Annotated in this window: 22 protein-coding genes and 1 pseudogene; 16 read left to right on the top strand and 7 right to left on the bottom strand. The window is 65.5% G+C overall.

The annotated features are described in order from the left end of the window. A pseudogene (locus I6F17_RS07490) lies at positions 1-275 on the top strand (hypothetical protein); the annotation flags it as partial. A 51-nt stretch (positions 276-326) separates the two neighbouring features. Here I6F17_RS07490 and I6F17_RS07485 read toward each other — a convergent pair. Next, a complete protein-coding gene (locus tag I6F17_RS07485) occupies positions 327-479 on the bottom strand; it encodes a hypothetical protein (RefSeq protein ID WP_225131303.1) in 153 nt (50 codons plus the stop codon). Between the two features lie 205 nt (positions 480-684). On the opposite strand from I6F17_RS07485, the gene I6F17_RS07480 reads away from it, so the two are divergent. The 4 genes from I6F17_RS07480 (at position 685) to I6F17_RS07465 (ending at position 2,840) form a co-directional block, all read left to right on the top strand. Further along, a complete protein-coding gene (locus tag I6F17_RS07480) occupies positions 685-1,191 on the top strand; it encodes a DUF2243 domain-containing protein (RefSeq protein ID WP_225131305.1) in 507 nt (168 codons plus the stop codon). Next, entirely contained in the window at positions 1,163-1,327 is a 165-nt protein-coding gene (locus tag I6F17_RS07475) for a hypothetical protein (RefSeq protein ID WP_225131307.1), read from the top strand. The genes I6F17_RS07480 and I6F17_RS07475 overlap by 29 nt, the downstream gene beginning before the upstream one ends. 128 nt (positions 1,328-1,455) lie before the next feature. Then, the gene (locus tag I6F17_RS07470) at positions 1,456-1,893 is read left to right on the top strand and encodes an NUDIX hydrolase (RefSeq protein ID WP_036034746.1); all 438 of its coding nucleotides are present in this window, start codon (positions 1,456-1,458) and stop codon (positions 1,891-1,893) included. A 50-nt stretch (positions 1,894-1,943) separates the two neighbouring features. Beyond that, the gene (locus I6F17_RS07465) at positions 1,944-2,840 is read left to right on the top strand and encodes an SIR2 family protein (RefSeq protein ID WP_225131309.1); all 897 of its coding nucleotides are present in this window, start codon (positions 1,944-1,946) and stop codon (positions 2,838-2,840) included. Here the strand turns inward: I6F17_RS07465 and I6F17_RS07460 are convergent. The 3 genes from I6F17_RS07460 to I6F17_RS07450 form a co-directional block, all read right to left on the bottom strand. Next, positions 2,837-3,847: a patatin-like phospholipase family protein gene (locus I6F17_RS07460; protein WP_225131311.1), complete on the bottom strand. Its 1,011-nt coding sequence runs from the start codon at positions 3,845-3,847 to the stop codon at positions 2,837-2,839. The genes I6F17_RS07465 and I6F17_RS07460 overlap by 4 nt on opposite strands. Before the next feature lie 217 nt (positions 3,848-4,064). Then, positions 4,065-6,302 (bottom strand): glycogen debranching protein GlgX, encoded by a 2,238-nt coding sequence (gene glgX / locus I6F17_RS07455; RefSeq protein WP_225131313.1) that lies wholly within the window; start codon positions 6,300-6,302, stop codon positions 4,065-4,067. A 20-nt stretch (positions 6,303-6,322) separates the two neighbouring features. Beyond that, positions 6,323-6,556: a DUF3606 domain-containing protein gene (locus I6F17_RS07450; protein ID WP_057029914.1), complete on the bottom strand. Its 234-nt coding sequence runs from the start codon at positions 6,554-6,556 to the stop codon at positions 6,323-6,325. A gap of 189 nt (positions 6,557-6,745) precedes the next feature. On the opposite strand from I6F17_RS07450, the gene treZ reads away from it, so the two are divergent. Next, positions 6,746-8,557 carry a malto-oligosyltrehalose trehalohydrolase gene (gene treZ, locus I6F17_RS07445; protein ID WP_225131315.1) on the top strand — a complete coding sequence of 604 codons (1,812 nt, stop codon included), beginning with the start codon at positions 6,746-6,748 and terminating at the stop codon, positions 8,555-8,557. Positions 8,558-8,584: 27 nt separating this feature from the next. Here the strand turns inward: treZ and I6F17_RS07440 are convergent, their stop codons facing one another. Together I6F17_RS07440 and I6F17_RS07435 are read right to left on the bottom strand one after the other, a co-directional pair. After that, complete coding sequence (locus tag I6F17_RS07440; RefSeq protein ID WP_225131317.1) at positions 8,585-10,003, bottom strand: cytosine permease; 1,419 nt, start codon at positions 10,001-10,003, stop codon at positions 8,585-8,587. A 265-nt stretch (positions 10,004-10,268) separates the two neighbouring features. Further along, positions 10,269-10,763, bottom strand: a complete 495-nt coding sequence (locus I6F17_RS07435; RefSeq protein ID WP_225131319.1) for a MarR family transcriptional regulator — start codon at positions 10,761-10,763, stop codon at positions 10,269-10,271. A gap of 161 nt (positions 10,764-10,924) precedes the next feature. Between I6F17_RS07435 and I6F17_RS07430 the strand changes: the two genes are divergently transcribed. The 10 genes from I6F17_RS07430 (at position 10,925) to I6F17_RS07385 (ending at position 21,647) form a co-directional block, all read left to right on the top strand. Then, complete coding sequence (locus I6F17_RS07430) at positions 10,925-12,202, top strand: amidohydrolase/deacetylase family metallohydrolase (RefSeq protein WP_225131320.1); 1,278 nt, start codon at positions 10,925-10,927, stop codon at positions 12,200-12,202. Between the two features lie 9 nt (positions 12,203-12,211). After that, positions 12,212-14,605, top strand: coding sequence for a xanthine dehydrogenase family protein molybdopterin-binding subunit (locus I6F17_RS07425; protein WP_225131322.1), 2,394 nt, complete (start codon positions 12,212-12,214; stop codon positions 14,603-14,605). Further along, on the top strand, positions 14,602-15,438 hold the full coding sequence (locus I6F17_RS07420; protein ID WP_225131323.1) for an FAD binding domain-containing protein: 837 nt from the start codon (positions 14,602-14,604) through the stop codon (positions 15,436-15,438). The genes I6F17_RS07425 and I6F17_RS07420 overlap by 4 nt, the downstream gene beginning before the upstream one ends. Then, positions 15,435-16,631, top strand: a complete 1,197-nt coding sequence (locus I6F17_RS07415) for a 2Fe-2S iron-sulfur cluster-binding protein (RefSeq protein ID WP_225131324.1) — start codon at positions 15,435-15,437, stop codon at positions 16,629-16,631. The genes I6F17_RS07420 and I6F17_RS07415 overlap by 4 nt, the downstream gene beginning before the upstream one ends. A 76-nt stretch (positions 16,632-16,707) precedes the next feature. Then, a complete protein-coding gene (locus I6F17_RS07410) occupies positions 16,708-17,862 on the top strand; it encodes an ABC transporter substrate-binding protein (protein ID WP_225131325.1) in 1,155 nt (384 codons plus the stop codon). 68 nt (positions 17,863-17,930) lie between these two features. Further along, positions 17,931-18,803: a branched-chain amino acid ABC transporter permease gene (locus tag I6F17_RS07405; RefSeq protein WP_036023707.1), complete on the top strand. Its 873-nt coding sequence runs from the start codon at positions 17,931-17,933 to the stop codon at positions 18,801-18,803. Next, positions 18,800-19,843, top strand: a complete 1,044-nt coding sequence (locus I6F17_RS07400; protein ID WP_225131326.1) for a branched-chain amino acid ABC transporter permease — start codon at positions 18,800-18,802, stop codon at positions 19,841-19,843. Before I6F17_RS07405 ends, I6F17_RS07400 begins: the two co-directional genes overlap by 4 nt. Continuing rightward, positions 19,843-20,625 (top strand): ABC transporter ATP-binding protein, encoded by a 783-nt coding sequence (locus tag I6F17_RS07395; protein ID WP_225131327.1) that lies wholly within the window; start codon positions 19,843-19,845, stop codon positions 20,623-20,625. The genes I6F17_RS07400 and I6F17_RS07395 overlap by 1 nt, the downstream gene beginning before the upstream one ends. Next, positions 20,618-21,322, top strand: coding sequence for an ABC transporter ATP-binding protein (locus I6F17_RS07390; protein WP_036034716.1), 705 nt, complete (start codon positions 20,618-20,620; stop codon positions 21,320-21,322). Before I6F17_RS07395 ends, I6F17_RS07390 begins: the two co-directional genes overlap by 8 nt. Continuing rightward, positions 21,294-21,647: a Rieske (2Fe-2S) protein gene (locus tag I6F17_RS07385; RefSeq protein ID WP_225131328.1), complete on the top strand. Its 354-nt coding sequence runs from the start codon at positions 21,294-21,296 to the stop codon at positions 21,645-21,647. Before I6F17_RS07390 ends, I6F17_RS07385 begins: the two co-directional genes overlap by 29 nt. 122 nt (positions 21,648-21,769) lie before the next feature. On the opposite strand, the gene I6F17_RS07380 is transcribed toward I6F17_RS07385, so the two are convergent. Continuing rightward, positions 21,770-22,630 (bottom strand): alpha/beta hydrolase, encoded by an 861-nt coding sequence (locus tag I6F17_RS07380; protein ID WP_225131329.1) that lies wholly within the window; start codon positions 22,628-22,630, stop codon positions 21,770-21,772. Positions 22,631-22,640 lie beyond the last annotated feature (10 nt).

Here is a 22,640-nt window from a genome sequence, read left to right as displayed (position 1 = left end):
GGGGAGGAAGCGCCGGTGGCGGGGCGGCCGGGAGCACGTCGTCGGCGCCCGGGACCAACTCGGCCGGGACAGCGCAATCGAGCGGCGGCTCCGCCCCACGGGGATCGACGACCGTCGGCCGACCCGGCAATCCTGCAGGCGGCACCAATATCGGACGCATCGATGGGACCGTCACGCCCGGACCCTCGCTGCAGGGCGACGACCAGATTCGTTCGGAGACCTCCCGCGATTCCGAGGCGGATCGAAAGATCAAAGGCATCTGCAGGGGATGCTGAGTCGCCGATGATGAACCCATGATCAGGACGCCGGCTTGACCGGCGTCCTGATCAGATCCCCATCGTCGCAAGGCTCGGGTCGGCCGGACAAGGCCTGATCCTCAACTCGTCCTCGAGCACCGCCTCGCCCTCGGCATGCTCGACCAGTCCCGCCTCATCGGCTTTCTCCAGCGCTTCCTCCCCGGTCGGAAACGTGCGGCTCACCTTCTCCCCGTCCTTGAACAGGGCGTATGCATTGCTCGTCTCTTTGGCTTTCGTCGCTACGCTCTATCGATTTTCCTGAGGTTGCCCAGGGCCGACAATCCGAGGCCGCCTCGATCCCAGTGAGATGCTGATCGCCATAGGAACGTGCGTGTGTGGCATGGCTTGATTCCGCATCGGAGTGCCGAGCCGCGCACGAGTTCACCACATGCAGGACAGACAAAGCAATTTCCCGACGTCCGCAGGCGTCCTTCTCGGACTTGGCCTCGGCGCATTCTTCGACGGCATCGTCTTTCATCAGCTGCTGCAATGGCATCATATGTTAAGCGGCTGGTATCCGCTCAATTCCATCGAGAACATCACCCTCAATACGACTTGGGACGGCATCTTTCACAGTGCCGCCTACGTCCTCGTGCTCGCCGGGCTTTTTCTGCTGTGGCAGCGGGCACGCCGAAGCGCGCCGCGGTGGTCCGGCTCGCAGTGTTTCGGGACGATCCTGATCGGGTGGGGCATCTTCAATCTCGCTGAAGGCGTGGTCGATCACCAGATCCTGAGATTGCATCAGGTGAACGAGACCGTGCCCGACGGCCAGCGCATTTTCTGGGATATCGGCTTCCTGTTGTGGGGGGCTGCGATGATCGTCATGGGCGTTGCCATGGCACGCGTGGGGGCGCAGGAGGGAGTGCATGCGAAAGGCAGTCTACAGGGTCGTTAGAAACACGCCGCCGGCTCTGGTCTACGTGATCTTTCTGCTGCTGCTCGTGCTCGCGACGGCACCAGCGTTTCGGCCAGTGCTGTACGGCCTCTCCGTCGACGATCTCTTGCAGTTGCGCTGCTTTTCGCCGGTCTGAGTGCGGAGGTGACCATGGTGGAGTTCAGGCTTCCTAGAAATTCCAGCGCCCACACGCGAGGCGCCACTTCGCAAAACAGGAACCATGGCTGCGGCGTTCGCTTATCAGACGCGAGTTGGAGGCGCCTGATGGGAAAGAAGCAATTTGCCGCTCTGCCGTTTCGTCTGGACAAGTCCGAGCTGCGGGTGATGCTGATCACGACCAGGCGCAAGCGCAGGTGGAGCGTCCCTAAGGGATCGCCGATGCGCAACAAGGAGCCGCACCTGACGGCTGCGTTCGAAGCCTATGAGGAGGCGGGCCTGGTCGGTGTCGTGGCCACGCGCGCACTGGGCAGCTTCAAGCATCGCAAGCGAAAAGGTGATCGTAAGCGGACCATGAACGTTGCCGTCTTCCCCATGAAGGTGCACGGGCGGGAGCGCTGGTGGCCCGAGAAGGGCGAGCGGGAGGCGATCTGGGTCTCGCCGAAGACGGCGGCGCGCCTGGTGCACAAGGCGCAGCTCCGGCGCCTGATCGCCCGGTTCGCGGCGCAGACGGCGCGCGAGACATCCTCGCCGCTCGGCCGGTGAGGGGTGGTCCGGGATTAGGAACGCGTCGCGCGCCCAATCATTCAAGGTTGATGGACCAACAAACCACGGGGATCATATCGGAGGAGCGGCCGCCTCACGACGTCCTGGCAGTGGCGATCGAGCGACGCCGCGCTGTCCTGTTCGTGGGCGCCGGTGTCTCGATGGCCGTCGGCCTGCCGTCCTGGCAGTCCCTGATCGATCATCTCCTTGACGATCTCGGCCTCGATCGCAACGTCATCGATGGAATGCATGGCGGCTATCAGATGCTCGCGGAATATTATCGGATCAAGCGCGGCGGGATCGGCCCGCTGCGCAGCTGGCTCGACCGCAATTGGCGTGTCGACCCCGAGAAGATCGCCGCTTCAGAGCTGCACCGGATGATCGTCGAGCTGGATTTTCCGGTCATCTATACCACCAATTACGACCGCAACCTGGAAACCGCGTTCGACGTGCTGAACAAGCCCTTTGCGAAGATCAGCAACGCGAAGGAGATCGCGAGCGCGCGTGCCGGTGTCACCCACATCATCAAGTTTCACGGCGACTTCGACGATGATGCTTCGCTGGTTCTGACCGAGACCGACTTTCTGAACCGGCTCGCCTTCAATTCCCCGCTCGATATCCGCTTTCGCGCCGATGCGCTAGGAAGCACACTGCTTTTCGTCGGATACAGCATGTCCGATCCGAACATCCGGCTGCTGCTGCACCGGATCTGGCAGATCTGGGACGAGTCCGGGCACAGCCAGGACCGGCCGAGATCCTTCGTGTTCGTCGCGCAGCGCAATCCGGTGCAGGAGGCCGTGCTCGCGAACTGGGGCATTACCACGATCGCCCCGCCCGACGGCATGGCTGCCGATGACGGCCTCAGGCGGTTGCTGCGCGACATTCGCGAGCGGCGTAACGGCAGGACAGTGCCTAGCTCGTATCCCGACACCGAGAGACATCGCTAGGGCCGCCGCACGCTGCAGATCTCGTTCGGGGCTGGCGTGAGGCTCGCGGCATATTGCATGTCCAGAAAGCCGGCGCGCCAGCGCTGCGCCATGGCCGTCTCCGACAGGTCGAAGGATTTTTCCGGCCCGGCTTCCTCGCGGCCCGGACGGTAGCTCAGGAGATAGACCTCGTCCTCGTAGTGGAGGTCCTGAAGCTCGGCGCGGAGCTGACGGGCCTCCAGAGCGTAGCCGAGGCGCTGGAAGGTCTGGTTGCCGAAGGTCAGGTCGCTCTTGCGCTCGGAGGCGGCCTCGAGTCCGTCAGGGACCTTGCCATCGCGCGGAAACAGATCGATCACATAGAGGCGGAGCGGGCCTGCAGTCTCCAGGATCGGATCGAACGGCGCGTTCAGCGAGAACCCGCCGTCGACGAGCCAGCGGCCGGCGATCTGCACCGGAGCGAATTCGGGGAGAAAGCCGCAGCTGGCCAGGATATGGTCCATTTCGATCCGCTCCGACGCGGAGTCGACGAACACGGCATCGCCGCTCTCGACGTCCGTGGCGCAGATCGTGATCCGCAGATCGCCGCCGTTCAGACGTCCGAAATCGATCAAGCGCTGCAGGCGTTGCCGGGTCGGGCCGAGATCGTAGAGGCCGCCGTAGTGAGGCGCCGGAATGGGGAGGCGGGGGTGGAAGAAACCGGAATGACCGAGGACGCGCGTACTGATCGAGCTCAGCCACGCGAAAGTATGGCGGCCCGCGTTCGGCACGTCGGATGGACTGCTCGGTGCATGCCAATAGCTGCGTAAATTGCGCAGCCAATCGTCGCGCGGGCTCCCCGCGATCAGCGCGGCCGTGATGGCCCCGGCCGACGAGCCGGTCACCCAGTCGATCGGCAGCCGAAGAGAGGTGAGTGCTTCGAACACGCCACCATGATAGGCGCCGAGGCCGAGACCGCCGGAGAACGCGATGGCGGTGAGAGGACGCTCGGCTGCGGATACGCCGCCTGGCTCAGCTGCATGGTCGGTCAAGACGGGCGCCAGTTGCCGGTCAGGTGGTCGCGCCGATCACCGGTACCTCCTGCAACGGCGCGCACGGCCGTAGCGGGGATTGATCGCGAGAGCGGCGGCGAGCAATCGACATTCATTTCAAAGCTCCAATGCCGACAATGAACGCGGCTCTTGATGCGGTGTTCCAAGGGCTCGAACGACACGCATCCAGAACAATCTCCGAGCCTCGGCAACGCGGCTACTCGGGCAGAGGCGTGTCGGCGATGTCCAGCAGCGCGCCGAGGCCTTGGCGGAGGCGCCGCGTCGCGATGCTGTCGTTGGCAAGGCCGAACACCACGAGCGAGCGCGCGGTCACCGCGTAAGCATGCCCGAACTCGAACTCGGCCATCGGCGCGTCGGGCCGATTGGTGTCGATCAGGCCGAGCCAGCTGTGTCCTTCGGTGACCTCCGGCAAGGTGAAATTCACGACGTCGTGGTGCGCGTTGTAGACCAGCAGCATGGTCGCATCCGAGCCGCGGCGCTTGATCCCGGTCTCCTGCGCGCGGCCGTCGAGCAGCATGCCGAAGCATTTGGCGTTGCCGTCCTGCCATTGCTCCGTCGTCATCTCCTCGCCGGACGGCGACAGCCAGGTGACATCCTTGACGTCGAGCTCCTCGTTGTGCGAGCCGACCAGGAAGCGGCTGCGATATAGGATCGGAAACGCCTTGCGGGTGGCGATCAGCTTGCGCACGAACTCGCGCAGGCTGCGGCCGTTCGCGGTGATGCCCATCCAATTGAGCCAGGTGGTCTCGTTGTCCTGGGCGTAAGCGTTGTTGTTGCCGTTCTGGGTGTGCCCGAACTCGTCGCCTGCGAGCAGCATCGGCGTGCCGTGGGACAGCAGCATCGTCGCCAGCAGATTCCGCTTCTGGCGCTCACGCAAGGCGGTGATCTCGGGGTCGTTGGTCGGCCCTTCGACGCCGCAATTCCAGGAATGGTTGTTGCTGTGACCGTCGCGATTGTCCTCGCCATTCGCCTCGTTGTGCTTGTCGTTGTAGCAGACGAGATCGTTGAGGTTGAAGCCGTCATGCGCGGTGACGAAATTGACGCTGGCCCAGGGCCGGCGTCCGCGCTTGTTGAAGAGGTCGCCGGAGCCCGAGACGCGCTTGGCGAAGTCGGCCAGCGTGCCCGGATCGCCCTTCCAGAAGGCCCGCACCGTGTCCCTGAACTTGTCGTTCCACTCGGCCCAGCCCGGCGGGAACTGACCGACCTGGTAACCACCGGGCCCGATGTCCCAGGGTTCTGCGATCAGCTTGACGCTGGAGAGCACGGGATCCTGGCGGCAGGCGTCGAGGAAGCCGCCGCCTTCATCGAAGCCATAGGGTTCGCGCGCCAGGATGGTAGCGAGATCGAAACGGAAGCCGTCGACCCGCATCTCTGTCGCCCAGTAGCGCAAGGAATCGGCGACGAGTTGCAGCACACGCTGATGCGAGAGATTGACCGTGTTTCCGGTGCCGGTGTCGTTGATGTAGTAGCGTTTCTTGTCCGGCAGCAGGCGGTAATAGCTGGCATTGTCGATGCCCTTGAACGACAGGGTCGGGCCGAGCTCGTTGCCTTCGGCGGTGTGATTGTAGACGACGTCGAGAATGACCTCGATGCCATGGGCGTGAAACTGGTTGACCATGGCCTTGAATTCGTTGGCCGAGGTCGCCTTCAGGTAACGCGGCTCCGGCGCGAAGAAGGCAATGGAGTTGTAGCCCCAGTAATTGCGCAGGCCTTTCTCGACCAGATAGCTGTCGTCGACGAAGGCATGGATCGGCAGCAGCTCGGCGCTGGTGATGCCGAGCGAGCGCAAGTAAGCCGGGATTTCCGAATGTGCGAGCCCCGAGAACGTGCCGCGATCGGCTTCCGGCACCAGCGGATGCAGCTGGGTGAAGCCCTTGACGTGCATCTCGTAGACGATCGTGCGCTCCCACGGCACTTCCGGCTTGCGCGCCACGCCCCAGGTGAAGGCGGGATCGATGACGCGGCATTTTTGCATCAAGGGCGCGCTGTCGCGTTCATCATAGGACAGGTCCTTGTCGGCGTGGTCGAGCCGATAGCCGAACAACTCCGGCCCCCAGCGGAGCTGGCCGACCAGCTGCCTGGCGTAGGGATCGAGCACGAGCTTGTTGGGATTGAAGCGGTGGCCGGCGTCGGGTTGGTAAGGACCATGGACGCGATAGCCGTAGACGGTGCCGGGGCGAGCGGAGGGCAGATAGCCGTGCCAGACCTCGTCGGTATATTCGGGCAGCTCGATGCGCTCGAGCTCGGTTTCGCCGGTATCGTCGAACAGGCAGAGCTCGACTTTGGTGGCGTGGGCGGTGAACAGCGCAAAGTTGACGCCGAGCCCATCCCAGGTGGCGCCGAGCGGGAAAGGTCTGCCTTCGGTGATCCGGGTGCGGCGCAGGCGCGAGGCCGTCCGCGTCAGGGCGTCGTCTGAATGTGCTGGCTGGTCCATCTCTGCCCCCGAGTTGCCCGTCAGGATGTCGGCGCAGTCGCGGTAATGGGCTCCACGTCGGCCGGCTTGGACGGCGCGTTGGCTTTTTGCAGAGCCGCCTCCTTGCTGATGGCCGGAATGGAGTTGCCGATCCGCCCGACGATCGCGATCAGCTCAGCGTCCGAAAGTCCGAGCCGTTTCTTGACGAGGCGCACCTGGGCGCGGTCGGTCAGGTCGAGCTTGTTGCGGATCAGTTGCGGCTTCGGGCGGCGCATGGCCACGGCTCCTGTCTGGGGTGGTAACCGTCGCGCTGCTGATTCCGTTCCCGTTGCGCTGCAAATGTCCGGCGTCGGCGCCGTGGAGGAACGAACGCACACGGCTCCGCTTTGTCGCCCCGACGCGCGCAATTGCATGCCGAGGAGGGCATGCCGCGAAAGGGGATGGGCTTGAGTCAAAGACTGGGAATGGCCGAGCAAAGTCGGCGCCATGGTCCTCAGATCGTCGATCATGGGGTCTCGTTCAACCTGTGGGCGCCGACGGCGCGATCGGTCGAGCTGTTCGAAATCGGCCAGTCGCCACGCAAGATGCCGCGCGATGCGGACGGCTGGTATCAGCTATTGAGCCAAACTGCGCGCGCCGGCACGCGCTATCAGTTCAGGATCAACCAAGACCTCGTCGTGCCCGATCCCGCCTCGTGCTTCCAGCCGGACGACGTCGGCGCGCCGAGCGAGGTGGTCGATACGGCCGCGTTGCGGGACCCGGTGCTCTATGCGGGCCGTCCCTGGGCGGAAGCCGTGATCTACGAGCTGCATGTCGGCACGTTCAGCGAGGAGGGGACCTATGCCGGCGTCGAGAAGAAGCTGCCTTATCTTCGCGATCTCGGCATCACCGCCATCGAGCTGATGCCGCTCAACGACGTCCCCGGGCGGCACAATTGGGGCTATGACGGCGTGCTCCTGAACGCGCCGAATGCCCGCTATGGCCGGCCGGAGGATCTCAAGCGGCTGCTGCGCGCGGCGCATGCCCTTGACCTCATGGTCTATCTCGACGTCGTCTATAACCATTTCGGGCCGCAGCTGAACTATCTGCATCTTTATGCGGAGAATTTCTTCAACCCGCGCCACACCACCGGGTGGGGGCCCGCCGTCAACCTCGAAGGAGCCGACGGCGCGTTCGTGCGCGGGTTTCTGATCGAGAATGCCCTGATGTGGCTGCGCGACTATGGCTTCGACGGCCTGCGCTTCGATGCCGTTCATGCGCTGAAGGACGACTCGAAACGTCATTTCCTGGTCGAGCTCGCCGAGACCCTGCGCAGCCAGCTGGCGGGCCGGCGCATCCATCTGATGCTGGAGAACGAGGCCAATCAGGCGCACCTGCTCGCGCGTTCGCAGGGACGAGCGACGTACTACGATGCGCAATGGGGCGACGACTTCCACAACGCGCTCCACGTCCTGCTCACGGGCGAGGACGAAGGTTATTACCGGGCGTTTGCGGACAAGCCGCTCGAGCATTTGGCGCGATCCCTCACCGAGGGCTTTGCCTATCAGGGCGAGGTGTTTCCCCTGCACGAGGCGCCGCGCGGCGAGCCGAGCGCTCATCTGCCGCCCGAAGCGACCATCTTCTTCGCCCAGAACCACGACCAGGTCGGCAACCGCGCCTTTGGGGAGCGGCTGTCGCGGTTGGTCGGTCCGGACAAGCTGGAGCTGGCCCTCGCACTGGTTCTGCTCAGCCCGCATATTCCAATGCTGTTCATGGGAGAGGAAGCGGCAGCCGAAACGCCCTTCCTGTTCTTCGCCGACTGGACGGGCGAAGCCGCCGAACTGACACGGGAAGGCCGCCGCAAGGAGTTTTCGCACTTCAAGGCGTTCGCGACGCCCGAAACGCGCGCCGGAATCCCGGACCCGTGCGACGAAAGAACCTTCCTCGCCTCCAAGCTGGACTGGTCCAGCATCGAGCAATCGCCTTCCGGCACCAGGTTCCGAGCACTGACGACGCAGTTGTTGACGATCCGGCGCGAGAAGATCGTGCCGCTGATCAAACGCGGGTTCGTTTCGGCGCAGCGACAATTGCTCGGCGCGGATCCCAGCATGGGCGGCGTGGATGTGCGCTGGCAGACGGAGCAGGGCGACGTTCTGCAGATCGTCGTCAATTTCGCCGACCACGAACTGCCGATGCCCTCGCTGGTGGATGGCGAGGGCCTGTGGCGATTGCGCCCTCATGTCGCCGGAGCACTTGGGCCCGGCGAGATGATCGTGAGGCTTGGCCGCAAGCGCTGACGAAGAGACGAGGTCAGCGCTCTCAGGCTAACTGCCGGCACGGCTCGCGACGGCCGGTGTGGGCGAGGTCGCGAACTTGCCGAGCCCGAGGTAGACGAGGCCCGCCACGCCGATTCCGAACAACCAGCTCAGATCGGCACCGCCGAGCAGATAGTTCGAGATCGGCCCCTGCAGCGCGCTGACGAGGCCATCCTGCACCAGCCATCCGGCAACGAGGCCGGCGAAGAACGCGATCATGCCGGCCCAGTTGATGTCGCCATAGGCGCTGCTCTCCGGCGAGCGATAGAGCTCGGCCACCTCGATCTTGCCTTTGCGCTTGATGTAGAAGTCGGCGAGCACCACGCCGGCCCACGGGCTCATCCACAACAGCAGGCTGATCATCCAATGGTCGAACGCCTTCGCGAAGGACGGCGCGAAGATGAAGTAGAGGGTGACCAGATAGCCGGCGACGCCGACGATAACGGTGAGCCAGAAGCGCGAGAGTTTCAGCCCCGCGCTCAGGGCCGCCAGCGCCGCCGAATAGACGTTGAGGATGTTGGTGGCGATCGGGCCGTGCAGCACCATCAGGAGGACAAGGATGCTGACGGGACCGCCGAACACCGCGCTGACCATCTTGGCGGGATCCGTGTCCAGCGTCGTCGAGGCAATGGTCGCGCCGAGAATGCCGAGCCAGACCGTCGGCACGAACATGCCGACATAGCTGTACCAGAACACGGCTTTCGACGGCGTGGAGCGCGGCACGAAGCGCGAATAGTCGGAGGCCCAGGTGACCCAGGAAATCCCCCAGCCGACGCCGATTGAGGTCATCAGCATCGTCAGCATCGCCAGATGCGCGCCGGGCGGCAGCGAGGTGGTCAGGTTCCAGTTGACGACGCCGGGCCGCGTCCAGGCCAGCACGCTCATCAGCACCATGATGGCGATGGTCGGCGGCACCGTGTACTTCTCGAAGGTGCGGATCGCGTAGAAGCCGTAGACGCCGATCATCACCTGCACCGCCATCACCAGCGTGATGACGATCATCTCGACCAGCCAGGTGTCGGGCACGCCGAACTGGCCGAGGATGCCCATCGAGACCTTGACCGGGAAATAGGTGTTCACGCCGATCCAGCCCAGCGTCATCAGGAACATCAGGATGCTCGGCAGGTAGGCGCCGCGGACGCCGAAGGCGGACCGGCTCAGCACCATCTGGTTGACGCCGGTCTTGTGTCCCATCACCGTGAAGGTCGCGAAGATCGCGCAGCCCACGATGTTGCCGAGCACGATGACCGCGATTGTCTCCATCAGGCCGAGCTTGAGGATGATGCCGAGCGCGCCGAGCGCCCAGTTCACCGGCGCGATGTTGGCGCCGGCCCAGATCCACATCTGCTGCGGCCCGGAGGAGTCCCGGTCCGCGTCGGGAATTGGCTCGATGCTGTGAATATCAGCGCGAAGTTCGGAATCCGTCATGGCATCCCCCAATACGAAGCACGCTTCGCATCATCGCAGCATAAATCGTGCCATGGGTCGCGGAGCGGCCGGGCCGGGCGCGTTTCGATGCCGGACGCAGCGAGGCTCGCCTCGGATGCGACTGCGTTTTCAAGCGCCGGCCATGCCGACGCGCCGGCCTGCCGCAGCACTCGGACCCGCCGCCGGTTGACGGCGATCGATGCACGGCCGGGCAGCGGTACGATGATAAATTAAGCAGCCCAACTCAAAAGCGCAGCACTCGCCTCTAGTCGAATAGGCCAGCGGCGCTGTCGCGACTGGGATGGCCGGCCACGATGCGCTGCATCATCTCGATGAAGAGCGCCTGTTCCCGCTGGCTCAAATCGCCGAGCGTTGCGCGATGCGCCCGCCGTGCCGCGCCCTCGATTTTAACCAGCAGCGCGGCGCCGGCCGGCGTCAGGCGGCACAATCGCGCGCGCCGATCGTCCTTGTTCACCGCGCGCTCGACCAGGTTGCGCGCAGCGAGGCGCTTCAACGCACCGGTCGTCGTGGTGCGATCGAGCGCGATATCGGCCGCCAAAGTGGTCTGATCGGCGGTTTCTCGCACCGCCAGCGCCGAGAGCAGGCTGTATTGCAGCGGCGTGACCTCGAATTCGCCGCAGGCTTCCTGAAACAGCGCGACGTGAATCTGGTGCAGCCGGCGGATCAGATAGCCGGGCCGTTCCGACAATGGCCAGGGGCGGTGCCGCGTCCTGCCGCGACGTGTCTTCGCTTGCCGCAATGCACACACTCCCAAGCCGAAACCCTGCCGCGCTTAGCTCGATTCGAGTGCGCCTGCCACATCGGGATCATGGCACGATGCTTGCTTTTGTCAAAATGCGAAGCATGCTTCGTAATTCGAGGGACGAAGCCGTCGCCCCTCGGGAAGAAGAGGAGAGCGCCATGTCCGTCACTGCCAGCTTCGATCTTCTGCTCCGGGGTGGCCGCGTGATCTGTCCGGCCTCCGGCATCGATGGCCTCAAGGACGTCGCCATCCGCAATGGCAAGATCGCGGCGGTCGCATCCGACATTCTGCCGACCAGCGCGAAGGAGGTCGTCGATGTCAGCGGCAAGCTGGTGCTGCCCGGGCTGATCGACACCCACGCCCATGTCTATCAATATGTCTCCGGCCGTTTCGGCATGAACCCCGACATGGTGGGCGTGCAGTCCGGCGTGACGACGCTGGTCGATCAGGGCGGTCCGTCCTGCATGACGCTGCCGGGTTTCCGCCATTTCATCGCGGAAGCCTCGGCCTCGCGCGTCTATGCGTTTATCTCCGCCTATCTCGTCGGCGGCCTCGAGGGCCATTTCTATCCGCAGCTCTACAGCCCCGACGGCGTCGACATCGATGCGACCGTCAAGTCGGCAACCGCCAATCTCGATCTCGTGCGCGGCATCAAGGCTCACGCGGAGATCGGCGGCTTCGCGCGCTGGGGCATTCGCGTGATCGAGATGGCGGCCGAGATCGGCAAGCGCGCCGACCTGCCGGTCTATGTGCATTTCGGCCAGCTCTGGGGCCTGCCCGAGAGCGGCGCCAACGGAGAGGATGCCGACACCATCCTCACCCGCGTGATCCCGCTCTTGCGCAAGGGCGACATCCTCGCCCATCCCTTCACGCGCCATCCCGGCGGCTTCGTCAATCGCGAGGGCGAGGTGCATCCGGTGATCCAGGCCGCGCTCGACCGCGGCCTCAAGGTCGACGTCGGCCACGGCAGCCATTTCTCCTATCGGCTCGCCAAAAAGGCGATCGCTGCCGGCATCATTCCGACCACGCTCGGCGCCGACATCCACGGCTACAACACCCATGTGCCCGCGCCCGCGGGAACGCCCGACCAGCACGAGGACGATGAGAACCATCCCTTCGCGGGACAAGCCAAGTTCAGCCTGGTCCAGGCGATGAGCTCGATGATGGCGCTCGGCCTGTCGCTGGAGCAGGTGGTGCCGATGGTCACCTCCAATCCCGCAAAAATGCTCGGACGCAGCCACGAGATCGGTGCGCTCAAGATCGGCATGGACGCCGACGTCTCCGTGCTCTCGGAGAGAAACGGCCGCTTCGTCCTCAAGGACAACGAGAACAACGAGGTGATCGCCGAGCGCCTGCTGCAGCCGGCCTTCTGCCTGCGCGCCGGCACCCGCTTCGATGCCGTCGCGCCGATCCTGCCGCAGGCCGTCGCGGCATGAGGCCGGGCGGTGGAGGAGAACGCGAAGTTGCGCAACGAGCGAGAATTTCCGGACGGAAAGACGGGGCAGGGCGTTGGCGCGCGGCTGCCGCGCAAGGAAGACGATCGCCTGATGCGCGGCCGCGGCCAATATGTCGGGGACGTCAGGCTCGCCGGTCTTCAGGACGTCGCCTTCGTGCGCAGCCCGCTGGCGCATGCGCGCATCCGCGGCATCCACGTGCCCGAACGCTATCGCGATCGCGTCTTCACAGCAGCCGATCTCGTCGACATCAAGCCGATCCGGGCGGTGTCAGGGCTGCCGGGCTTCAAGATCTCCGAGCAGCCGGTGCTCGCGACCGGCAAGGTGCGCCAGGTCGGCGAGCTCGTGGCGATGTGCCTCGCGCCGACCCGCGCCGAGGCCGAGGACATCGCGGCCGCCGTGGCGCTCGATCTTGAGGAGCTGCCGGCGATCCATGACATGCTGAAGGCGCGCGAGCCCGGCTCGGCGCTGGTGCACGAGCATTGGGGCGACAACGTCTTCCTGGAGACCAATTACGAGGTCGACATCTCCGCCGCGCTCGACGCGGCGATCAAGGTGACGCGCGAGATCTCGACCGCGCGGCAATGCATGTCGCCGCTGGAAGGCCGCGGCGTGGTCGCGACCTTCGACAAGAGGCTCGACCAGCTCACGCTGCATTCGGCGGCCCAGATGCCGCACATCACGCGCAGCGGCCTCGCCGAATGCCTCGGCATGGAGGAGGGCCAGATCCGCGTGATCTCGCCCGACGTCGGTGGCGGCTTCGGTCACAAGGGCATCCTGTTGCCCGAAGAGGTCTGCCTGTCCTGGCTGACGATGCGCTGCGGCCATCCCGTCCGCTGGCTCGAAGACCGCCGCGAGCATCTCGTCGCGAGCTCCAATTGCCGCGAACATCATTACAAAATCACGGTCTATGCTGACCGTGACGGCACGCTGCGCGGCATCGACTGCGAGGCGACGGTGGATTCCGGCGCCTACTCGTCCTATCCGTTCTCGGCCTGCCTGGAGGCCGCGCAGGTCGCGAGCATTTTGCCGGGTCCCTACAAGATGCCGGCCTATCGCTGCCGCACCTTCTCGGTCGCCACCAACAAATGCCCGATCCTGCCCTATCGCGGCGTCGCGCGCACCGGCGTCTGCTTTGCGCTGGAATTGATGCTCGACCTCGTGGCGGCGGAAGCCGGCCTCGAGCCCGGCGAGGTGCGGCTGCGCAATCTGGTGCGCCCCGAGCAGATGCCGTTCGACAACATCACCAAGAAGCATTTCGACAGCGGCGATTATCCGGAAGCGATGCGCCGCGCGCTCGCGGCCATCGACATCGACGCCATCCGCGCCAGGCAAAAGCAGGGCGAGGCCGACGGCCGCCGCATCGGCGTCGGCGTCTCCATCTATTGCGAGCAGGCGGCGCACGGCACCTCGGTCTATTCCGGCTGGGGCATCCCGATGGTGCCGGGCCATGAGCAGGCCTCGGCGCGCCTGACGCCGGACGGTGGCCTTGAACTGCGCGTCGGCGTGCACTCGCACGGGCAGGGCATGGAGACGACGCTCGCCCAGGTCGCGCACGAAATCCTCGGTGTGGATGTCGCGAACATCCGCACTATCCTCGGCGACACCGCGATGACGCCGTATTCGACCGGCACCTGGGGCTCGCGCTCGATGGTGATGGCGGGTGGTGCGGTCGCGACCGCCTGCCGAGAGCTCGGCGAACGTGCGCGCCGCATCGGCGCGAAACTCTTGCAGCACGATCCGGCCTCCGTGGTGTTGCAGAACGGCGAGGTGCGCGGCGTCAACGGCAGCGTCAGCCTGAAGGCGATCGCCCACACCTGGTACCGCCGCCCGCAGGATTTGCCGCCAGACGTCGATCCCGGCGGGCTCGAGGTCACCCAAGGCTACAAGCCCGTGCGCGACAGCGGCACCTTCAGCTATGCCGCGCATGCAGCCGTGATCGCGGTCGATCCTGATATCGGCGAGGTCGAGATCCTCGACTATGTGATCGTCGAGGACGGCGGCGTGCTGGTCAACCCGCTCGTCGTCGACGGCCAGATCTATGGCGGCCTCGCGCAAGGCATCGGCACTGCGCTCTACGAGGAAATGCCGTTCGACGCCTCCGGTCAGCCGCTGGCGACGACGCTCGCGGATTACCTGCTGCCCGGCCCGACCGAGGTCCCGGCCGCGCGCCTCGATCACATGGAGACGCCGTCGCCCTATACGCAATTCGGGGTGAAAGGCATCGGCGAGGGCGGGGCGATCGCACCGCCCGCCGCGATCGTCAATGCCGTCAACGACGCGCTGCGCCCGCTCGGCGTCGAGCTGATGCAGTCGCCGATCACGCCGCATCGGATCGTCGCGGCGGTGCTGGCCGCGCGCGCGGCTGAGAGGAGCGCGGCATGAAACCGGCGCCCTTCGCTTACGAGCGCCCGCGCGACCTCGATGCGGCTCTCTCGATGCTGGCCGCAAGCGGCGGATCGGCAAAGATCATCGCCGGCGGACAGTCGCTCGGTCCCATGCTCAATCTCCGGCTGGTGCAGCCGGAGCTGATCGTCGACATCTCCGGCCTTGCCGAGCTCAAGCGCGCAGAGGTCTCCGGCGACGAGCTCGTGCTGGGCGCCCTCGTCACCCATGCCGATATCGAGGACGGCCGCACGGCCGACGTGACCCGCGGGGCGATGAGGGCCGTTGCCGCCAATATTGCGTACCGCGCGGTGCGCAACCGCGGCACCATCGGCGGTTCGCTCAGCCATGCCGATCCCGCCGCGGACTGGATCTCGGCGCTGGCGGCTCTTCGCGCGCGCGTGACATTGCGCAGCCTTGCCGGTGCGCGATCGATGGCGGTCGAAGCGTTTGTGGTCGGTGCGCTGGAATCTGCGCTGCATGCCGGCGAGATCGTCGAGGCGGTCCACGTGCCGGCGCGGTCGACGGCGGCGCATTGGGGTTATGCCAAGAGCTGCCGCAAGACCGGCGAGTTCGCCCATGCCATCGGCGCGGTGCTGATCGATCCCGCTGCCGCCTCGGCGCGTATCGTGATCGGTGCCATCGATACGACGCCGATCGTCATCACTGATGCCGCGGAGTTGTTCGGCGGCCGGATCGCCGCCGACTACAAGCAGCGCTTCGACGTCCGTGCCGCCGATGCCCTGCTCGCAAGCGCCGGCATCGACGACGCCGCGCAGCGCCACATCCATGTCAGCGTGCTGAAGCGCGCCGTCCTGGAGGCCGCGGCATGACCACGATCGCGCTTCAGGTCAATCGCCGCGCGGTGGAGCTGCCCGCCGAGCCGCGCACCAGCCTTGCCGATTTCGTCCGCGACAAGCTCGATCTCACCGGCACGCATCTCGGCTGCGAGCACGGGGTCTGCGGCGCCTGCACTGTGCTGCTCGACGGCGTGCCGGCGCGCTCCTGCATTACCTATGCGGCAGCCTGCGAGGGCGCCGATGTCACCACGATCGAAGGCCTCGATGAGGACGAGATCACGACCGAGCTGCGCGCTGCCTTCACCCGCGAGCATGCCCTGCAATGCGGCTATTGCACGCCCGGCATGCTGGTCTCGGCGCGCGACCTGGTGCTGCGTCTGCCCGACGCCGACGAGCGCCAGATTCGTATTGGCCTCAGCGGCAATCTTTGCCGCTGCACTGGCTATGTCGGCATCGTGCGCGCGGTGCAGTCCGTGATCGAGGCAAGGCGCGCGCGCAACGTCGCGCCGGTGGCGGATGGGGGCCGGACCGTCCTTGGTCCTGCCGGCTCGGGGCGAGCGGCAACCGCCCGGAACGAGCTGCGGCCTGCGCGGCACGCGCCAGCTCCGGCACCGGAAAGTGCCACCTCAGGCAGCATCCCCGACTTCACGCCGGCAACCGTGCTCGATCAGCGCTTCACGTTGCCGTATCCGCCGGCAAAGGTGTTCTCGATGTTCGAGGACATCGCAGGCGTCGCCGCCTGCCTCCCTGGCGTATCGCTGTCGTCGACGCCAAAGCCGGAGCGCGTCGAAGGATCGATCCGCGTCAGGCTCGGACCGATCGGAGCAAGCTTCGAGGGTGCCGCACGCGTCGAGCGGGATCCCGCGACACTCTCGGGGCGCATCGTCGGCATCGGCACCGACCAGCGCAGCCATTCCGCGACGCAGGGCGAGATCCGTTACCGCCTGCTGCCACTGGAAGGCGGCGCGGCGACCGCGGTCGAACTGTCGATCGGCTACACGCTCACGGGAATGCTGGCTCAGGTCGGTCGTCCCGGCATGGTGCGAGACCTTGCAAAACGTCTCGTTGCGGAGTTCGCCGCCAATCTCGACCGCCACATGTCCGGCGCCTCGTCGGGGCAGGGGGCTCCGGCGGAGCTCAGCTTCTGGTCGATTGCATCGGACATCTTGCGAGCCCGGCTCGCGCAAATATTTCGCCGCGCCTTCGGAAGAGGTGGCGCGGAATGATCGGCGCGCCGGCGCCGCGGAGTGACGAAGCCTGGACTGCCCTGACATCAACAGCGTGGGATTTGGAGAGACAAACATGACACGAACACTCGGACTAGCTCGGACAATCGCGCTGGCGACGGCCTTGTTCGGCGGCGCCGCAGGGGCGCAGACCATCAAGATCGGCGTCAACGAGCCGCTCACCGGCGCGTTCGCGGCCTCAGGCACTTACGTCGTCAACGGTGCCAAGATCGCCGCCGACGAGATCAACGCCAAGGGCGGCATCCTCGGCAAGAAGATCGAGCTCGTCATCGAGGACAACAAGAGCAACCCGACGGAGGCCGCCGCCGTCGCCGAGAAGCTCATCACCAGCGACAAGGTGCCGGTCCTGATGGGCGCCTGGGGCTCGAGCCTGACGCTCGCGGTGATGCCGAAGCTGATGGAGTACGAGACGCCGATGGTGGTGGAGACCTCGTCCTCCGGCAAGATCACGACGACGGGCAATCCCTTCATCTTCCGCATCTCGCCGCCCTCCGCGATCGAGGCGGCCGCGTTCAAGAACATCGTCGACAAGCTCGCGCTCAAGAAGGTCGACTTCCTCGTCATCAACAATGACTGGGGCCGCGGCACCGCCGAGGATTTCAGCAAGATGATGAAGGACAAGGGCATCGGCATCGGCCTCGTCGAGACCATGGACCAGGGCGCGCAGGACATGAGCGCGCAGCTCTCCAAGATCAAGAGCTCGGACTCCGAGACCGTCATCGTCACCACCGCCGTCGACCAGCTCACGCTGATCTTCAAGCAGGCCGCCGCGCTCGGCCTGAAGAAGCGCATCATCACCACCGGCGGCTCGCAGAACCCGGACCAGATCATCGCTCAGGCGGGAGCGGCCGCCAACGGCACCATGCATCTGACCACCTTCCTGCCCTGGTTCCCGGACAAGACGCCGAACCCGGAAGCCACCAACTATTTCATCGCGGAATGGAAGAAGCGCGGCTTCGACTTCGCCGGCTGCACCGAGAGTTTTCGCGGCTATGACGGCATCCGCACCGTCGCCGCCGCGATCGAGAAGGCCGGCAAGGCCGAGCCTGCCGCGATCAAGGCGGCGCTCTGGAACATCAACATCAAGGGGCTGAACGGCGACATCGTGTTCCGCAAGTCGGGCCCCGAGGGCAAGGAAAGCGGTCAGAGCCAGCCGAATGTCTATCTCATCGAGATCGCCGACGGCAAGATCGAGATGAAGACGCTCTGACGCGCTTGTTCGCAGGCGAGGGCGGTACGTCACCGCTCTCGCCGAATACGGACTAATCGGGAACAATCTTGAGCGAATTCCTTCAGCATCTGATCAACATGCTCGTGCTCGGCGGCACCTATGCGCTGCTGGGTATCGGGCTGACCTTGATCTTCGGCATCATGAACGTCGTGAACTTCACGCATGGCGTGCTCTACACGTTCGGCGCCTACATCATGTTCATCGTGGTGCAGCAGTTCGGGCTGAATTTCTTTCTCGCGCTGCCCGTGGCCGTGCTGGCCGGATGGCTGCTGGGTGCGGCCATCGAATTGACCTTGCTGCGTCCCCTGCGCGGCTCCGACATCGACACCACCATGCTGGTGATGATCGGCGCATGGATCGCGATGCAGTCGGGCACGCTGTGGATCTGGGGCGGCGTCGCGAAATCGGTGGCGACGCCATTTCCGGAGGCGCCGCTGGTGCTCGGCCCGGTCTCCGTCTCCTGGCTGCGCCTGTTCGTGCTCGCCGCTGCGGCCATGTTGATCCTTGTGACGTATCTGCTCATCAACAAGACCAGTCTCGGCCGCGCGATGCGGGCGACGTTCCAGGATCACGACACGGCGTCCCTGATGGGCGTCAACGTCGACATGATCTACACCTCGACCTTTGCGATCGGCTCTAGCCTCGCCGCCGCCGCGGGCGCGCTGCTCGGGCCGGTCTACGTGATCTTCCCGCAGATGGGCGATCTCGCCGCGGTCAAGGCTTTCGCCATCGTCATCCTCGGCGGGCTCGGCAACATCACGGGCGCGGTGATCGGCGGCTTCATCCTGGCGCTGGCCGAGGAGCTCGGCGCCGGCTACGTCTCGTCAGGCTACCGCGATGCCATGGGCTTTCTCATCATCATCGCCGTGCTGATCTTCCGGCCGACCGGCCTGTTCGCGCGCGCGGAGCGCGTCGGATGAAGACCATCGTCACCATTCTCGCCGTCGCGGCGCTGGCCTCGGTGCCGCTCTGGCTGCGCGATCCCTATCTGCTCAACGCGCTGATCACGACCGGCATCTTCGTCATCGGCGCGATGAGTCTCAATCTGCTGCTCGGCTTCACCGGCCAGCTCAGCCTCGGCCATATCGCCTTCTTCGGCATCGGCGCCTATGTCAGCGCACTGACATCGCTCGGCTTCGACATCGGCCTGCCCGGAGGTTTTCGTCTTGTCCACACACCATGGCCGTCGATAGTAGGCTTCGTGCTGGCGATCCTGATTGCAGGATTGTGCGGCTATTTCGTCGGTCTGTTGTCTTTCCGCGTCCGCGGCGCCTATTTCGTCATTGTGACGATCTCCTTTGCCGAGGTGGTCCGGCTGGTCGCGCTGAACTGGGTCGAGCTGACGCAGGGTCCATTGGCGCTGACCAATATCCCGTCCGTCGCGTTGCCCTTGCCCGGCTTTGGCGAGCTGACGCTGCGCACGAAATTCCACAACTATTATCTCGTTCTGGTCGTTGCGCTCATCGCCTATCTCCTGATCGCGCGCCTCGTTCATTCCCATTTCGGCCGCTCCATGCGCGGCCTGATGGAGAACGAAACGCTCGCCGTCTCCGTCGGCATTGACGTGACCAGGACGCTGACGATTGCCGCGGTGATCTCCGCCGCGATCGCCGGCGCAGCCGGAAGCCTCTATGCGCACTACATCCGGATCATCGATCCCGAAGTCTTCGCCTTCATCAACACCGTCACCATGGTGATCATGGTCATCACCGGCGGCAAGGGCTCGCTGGCGGGTCCCGTCGTCGGCGGCCTGATCTTCGGTCTTTTGCCGGTTGCGCTGCGGCCTGTGATGGCGCCGGAAGCGCAATGGATCGCCTATGGCGCCGTGCTGATCGCCATCCTGTTCGTGCTGCCGCGCGGCATCGTGCCCTCGCTCGCATTGCGCTTGGCGAAGCGACGGCAGCCTGCCGGGCCCGCGCCCGTGTCCCTCACGGAGACCGCTGCCAAGGAGCCGGCGTGATGACCGCGCGCAGCATCGCCATGACCATCGATCAGGTCGCGGTCCGCTTCGGCGGGCTCGTCGCGATCTCCGACATGAGCTTTGAGGTCGGCGAGGGCGAGATCGTTAGCCTGATTGGGCCGAACGGCGCCGGCAAGACCACCGCCTTCAATGTCATGACCGGCTTCCTGACGCCGAGCGCAGGCCGGGTGACCTATCGCAACACTGCGCTCGCCGGTCTGAAGCCGCACGAGATCGCCGATCTCGGCCTGATCCGTACCTTCCAGCGCACCAGCGTATTCCCCAACGATACTGTCTACGACAACCTCATGATCGGCCTGCACCGGCAGGGCCGGGTCCGGCTGCTCGACGCCATCCTCGGCCTGCCAGGCGCCCGCGCCTCGGAGCGCCGCTTACGGCAGCGGGCAGGCGAGCTGCTCGAATGGGTCGGGCTTGAGCGCCGCGCCCACGACGCGGCGGGCTCGCTCTCCTACGGCGAGCAGCGCCTGGTCGGTGTCGCGCTGGCGCTGGCGGCCGAGCCGTCGATGCTGCTGCTCGACGAGCCCGTCTCCGGCATGAACGCCTCGGAGACGCACCGTTTCGTCGAGCTGATCCGTGGCATCCGCGACCGCGGCATCACGATTTTGCTGGTCGAGCACGACATGCCGATGGTGATGACGGTCTCGGATCGCATCGTCGTGCTCAACTATGGCCGCATCATCGCCGAAGGGACGCCCGATGTGATTCGCAACGATCCTGCTGTCATCGAAGCCTATCTTGGACATGGAGCAGGACGTGCTTGAGATCCGCGACATGGTCTGCGGCTACGGTGGCGTCACCGCGCTGCGCGGCATCTCGCTCGACGTGAAGGCCGGCCAGCTGGTCGCCCTGATCGGAGCCAACGGCGCCGGCAAGAGCACGACGCTGCGCGCGATTTCCGGCCTGGTGCCGCCGCGCTCGGGCCAGATGAAGTTCGAGGGCATCGACATCACCGGCGCGAAGCCGCCGCGCGTGCTGGCGAGCGGCATCGCGCATTGCCCGGAAGGGCGGCGCGTGTTTCCGCATATGAGCGTCGAGGAAAATCTCGACATGGGCGCTTACCTCCGTCGCGGTTCGGGCGAGATCGCTGCCGACCGTGACCGCATCTACACGGAGTTTCCGCGGCTCGCCGAGCGGCGCCGGCAGGCAGCTGGCACATTGTCGGGCGGCGAGCAGCAGATGCTTGCGATCGGCCGCGCGCTGATGTCGCGGCCGCGCCTGATCATGTTCGACGAGCCGTCGCTCGGGCTCGCCCCCAATATCGTCGAGCGCACCTTTGCGATCATCCGCGGCATTCGCGATGCCGGCACCACGGTGCTGCTGGTCGAGCAGAACGCCTTCGCTGCGCTCGAGATGTGCGACCACGCCTATCTGCTCGAGAACGGCCGCATCGTGCTATCGGGCGCCGGCAGCGAGCTGATCGCGAACGAGCATGTGCGCAAGGCCTATCTCGGTGGGTGACGAGGCCGGATGGATTGACGTCTGCGATCTCGACCGGCTGAAGGCGGAGACCATCGTTCGCGTCGCCGGGCGCGACCTGCTCGTGATCTGGAACGAGGGCAACGTCGTCGCCTGCGAACGGGCGTGCCCGCATGAACAGGCGGATCTGGCCTTGGGGCAGGTGACGGCCGGGCGCCTCCATTGTCCCCGCCATGCGGCGTCGTTCGATTTGCGCGATGGTGCAATCACCGCGGGATGGCCGAGCCGGCCGCTGCGGCTTTATCCGGTGCGGATCATGGACGAGCGAATCTGGATAGAGCTGCAGGAGCGGCAGCCGGGGCGATGATGACATCATGCCCCTGTTTTGCCCGACGAGTCAAAGCGGTCGCGACGGAGTCGATTGGCCTTCGAAAAATGTGCCTTTGAAAACAACGGCGTCGCTACTGTGCATGGGGTTGTTTTCGAGGTTTAGTCCAGCAGCCGCCGCGCAGCCTCCACCAGGACTCCGTCCGGCCGGCGCAGAGCCTCGAGAATGGTGAAATGGTCGGCACCTTCGACCGGAATGAGCTTGCCGGGCGCTCCCGCCGCCGCGCGCTTGTGATGGAAGTTGATGGAATCGCACACGAGGGCCGGCAGCTCGTCGCTGCCATAGGCGATGTCGAGCCGCTTCGGCGTCACAGGCAGGCGCAGCGGCGACAGCGTGGCGATCTCCTCGTCCGTCAACTTCAGCGCGTCGTTCAACCCCGTATCGCGGATCGGCGTGAGGTCGTAGACGCCCGAGAGCGCGAGCCCCGCATGGACACGCGGATGATCCAGCGCCATTGCGACAAGATGGGCGCCGGCGGACCAGCCTGACAGCACGACTGGCCCGGCAACGCCGTAGGACGCGCCGTGCGCCGCGAGCCAGTCGAGCGCGCGCGGGACCTCGGCGACGATGTCGCTGAGGGACACCTCGGGCGCTAGCGAATAGCCGGGGATCGCAACCGACCAGCCATGCGCGGCGACGCCTTCGACAAGCATGGCGAACAGCTCGCGCGAATTGCGCTGCCAGTAGCCGCCATGCAGGAACACCAGGCAGGGCGCATCAGGCTTTGCGGCCGGGTAGAGGTCGATCTTGTTGTTGGCCCGCTCGCCATAGGGCAGGTCGAGATGGGACCTGAGCGTGCCCCGCAGCCGGCTTGAGGCTTCGTTGCGCTCGGCGATCAGGGCCGGGCTGTTCTTGACCGCCGCGTTGTTGTCATAGGCCGCGCTGCGCTCCGCCCGGGACAACTCGGACCAGCGGTCGCGGGGGTCGAGCGGCCGAATTGTCGAATGAACGTTCTCAACCATGGGAGTCTCC

It is taken from the genome of Bradyrhizobium sp. NBAIM18, assembly GCF_020193825.1.
GTDB lineage: Bacteria > Pseudomonadota > Alphaproteobacteria > Rhizobiales > Xanthobacteraceae > Bradyrhizobium > Bradyrhizobium yuanmingense.
Note: the sequence above shows the minus strand (reverse complement) of the source record. Positions and strands in the feature narration are given on the sequence as shown.

Coding starts and splice junctions, on each gene's coding strand:
- I6F17_RS07480 (WP_225131305.1), top strand. CDS start 685: ATGCAGGACAGACAAAGCAATTTCCCGACGTCCGCAGGCGTCCTTCTC.
- I6F17_RS07475 (WP_225131307.1), top strand. CDS start 1,163: ATGCGAAAGGCAGTCTACAGGGTCGTTAGAAACACGCCGCCGGCTCTG.
- I6F17_RS07470 (WP_036034746.1), top strand. CDS start 1,456: ATGGGAAAGAAGCAATTTGCCGCTCTGCCGTTTCGTCTGGACAAGTCC.
- I6F17_RS07465 (WP_225131309.1), top strand. CDS start 1,944: ATGGACCAACAAACCACGGGGATCATATCGGAGGAGCGGCCGCCTCAC.
- glgX (WP_225131313.1), bottom strand. CDS start 6,302: ATGGACCAGCCAGCACATTCAGACGACGCCCTGACGCGGACGGCCTCG.
- I6F17_RS07450 (WP_057029914.1), bottom strand. CDS start 6,556: ATGCGCCGCCCGAAGCCGCAACTGATCCGCAACAAGCTCGACCTGACC.
- treZ (WP_225131315.1), top strand. CDS start 6,746: ATGGCCGAGCAAAGTCGGCGCCATGGTCCTCAGATCGTCGATCATGGG.
- I6F17_RS07440 (WP_225131317.1), bottom strand. CDS start 10,003: ATGACGGATTCCGAACTTCGCGCTGATATTCACAGCATCGAGCCAATT.
- I6F17_RS07430 (WP_225131320.1), top strand. CDS start 10,925: ATGTCCGTCACTGCCAGCTTCGATCTTCTGCTCCGGGGTGGCCGCGTG.
- I6F17_RS07420 (WP_225131323.1), top strand. CDS start 14,602: ATGAAACCGGCGCCCTTCGCTTACGAGCGCCCGCGCGACCTCGATGCG.
- I6F17_RS07415 (WP_225131324.1), top strand. CDS start 15,435: ATGACCACGATCGCGCTTCAGGTCAATCGCCGCGCGGTGGAGCTGCCC.
- I6F17_RS07410 (WP_225131325.1), top strand. CDS start 16,708: ATGACACGAACACTCGGACTAGCTCGGACAATCGCGCTGGCGACGGCC.
- I6F17_RS07400 (WP_225131326.1), top strand. CDS start 18,800: ATGAAGACCATCGTCACCATTCTCGCCGTCGCGGCGCTGGCCTCGGTG.
- I6F17_RS07395 (WP_225131327.1), top strand. CDS start 19,843: ATGACCGCGCGCAGCATCGCCATGACCATCGATCAGGTCGCGGTCCGC.
- I6F17_RS07385 (WP_225131328.1), top strand. CDS start 21,294: ATGTGCGCAAGGCCTATCTCGGTGGGTGACGAGGCCGGATGGATTGAC.
- I6F17_RS07380 (WP_225131329.1), bottom strand. CDS start 22,630: ATGGTTGAGAACGTTCATTCGACAATTCGGCCGCTCGACCCCCGCGAC.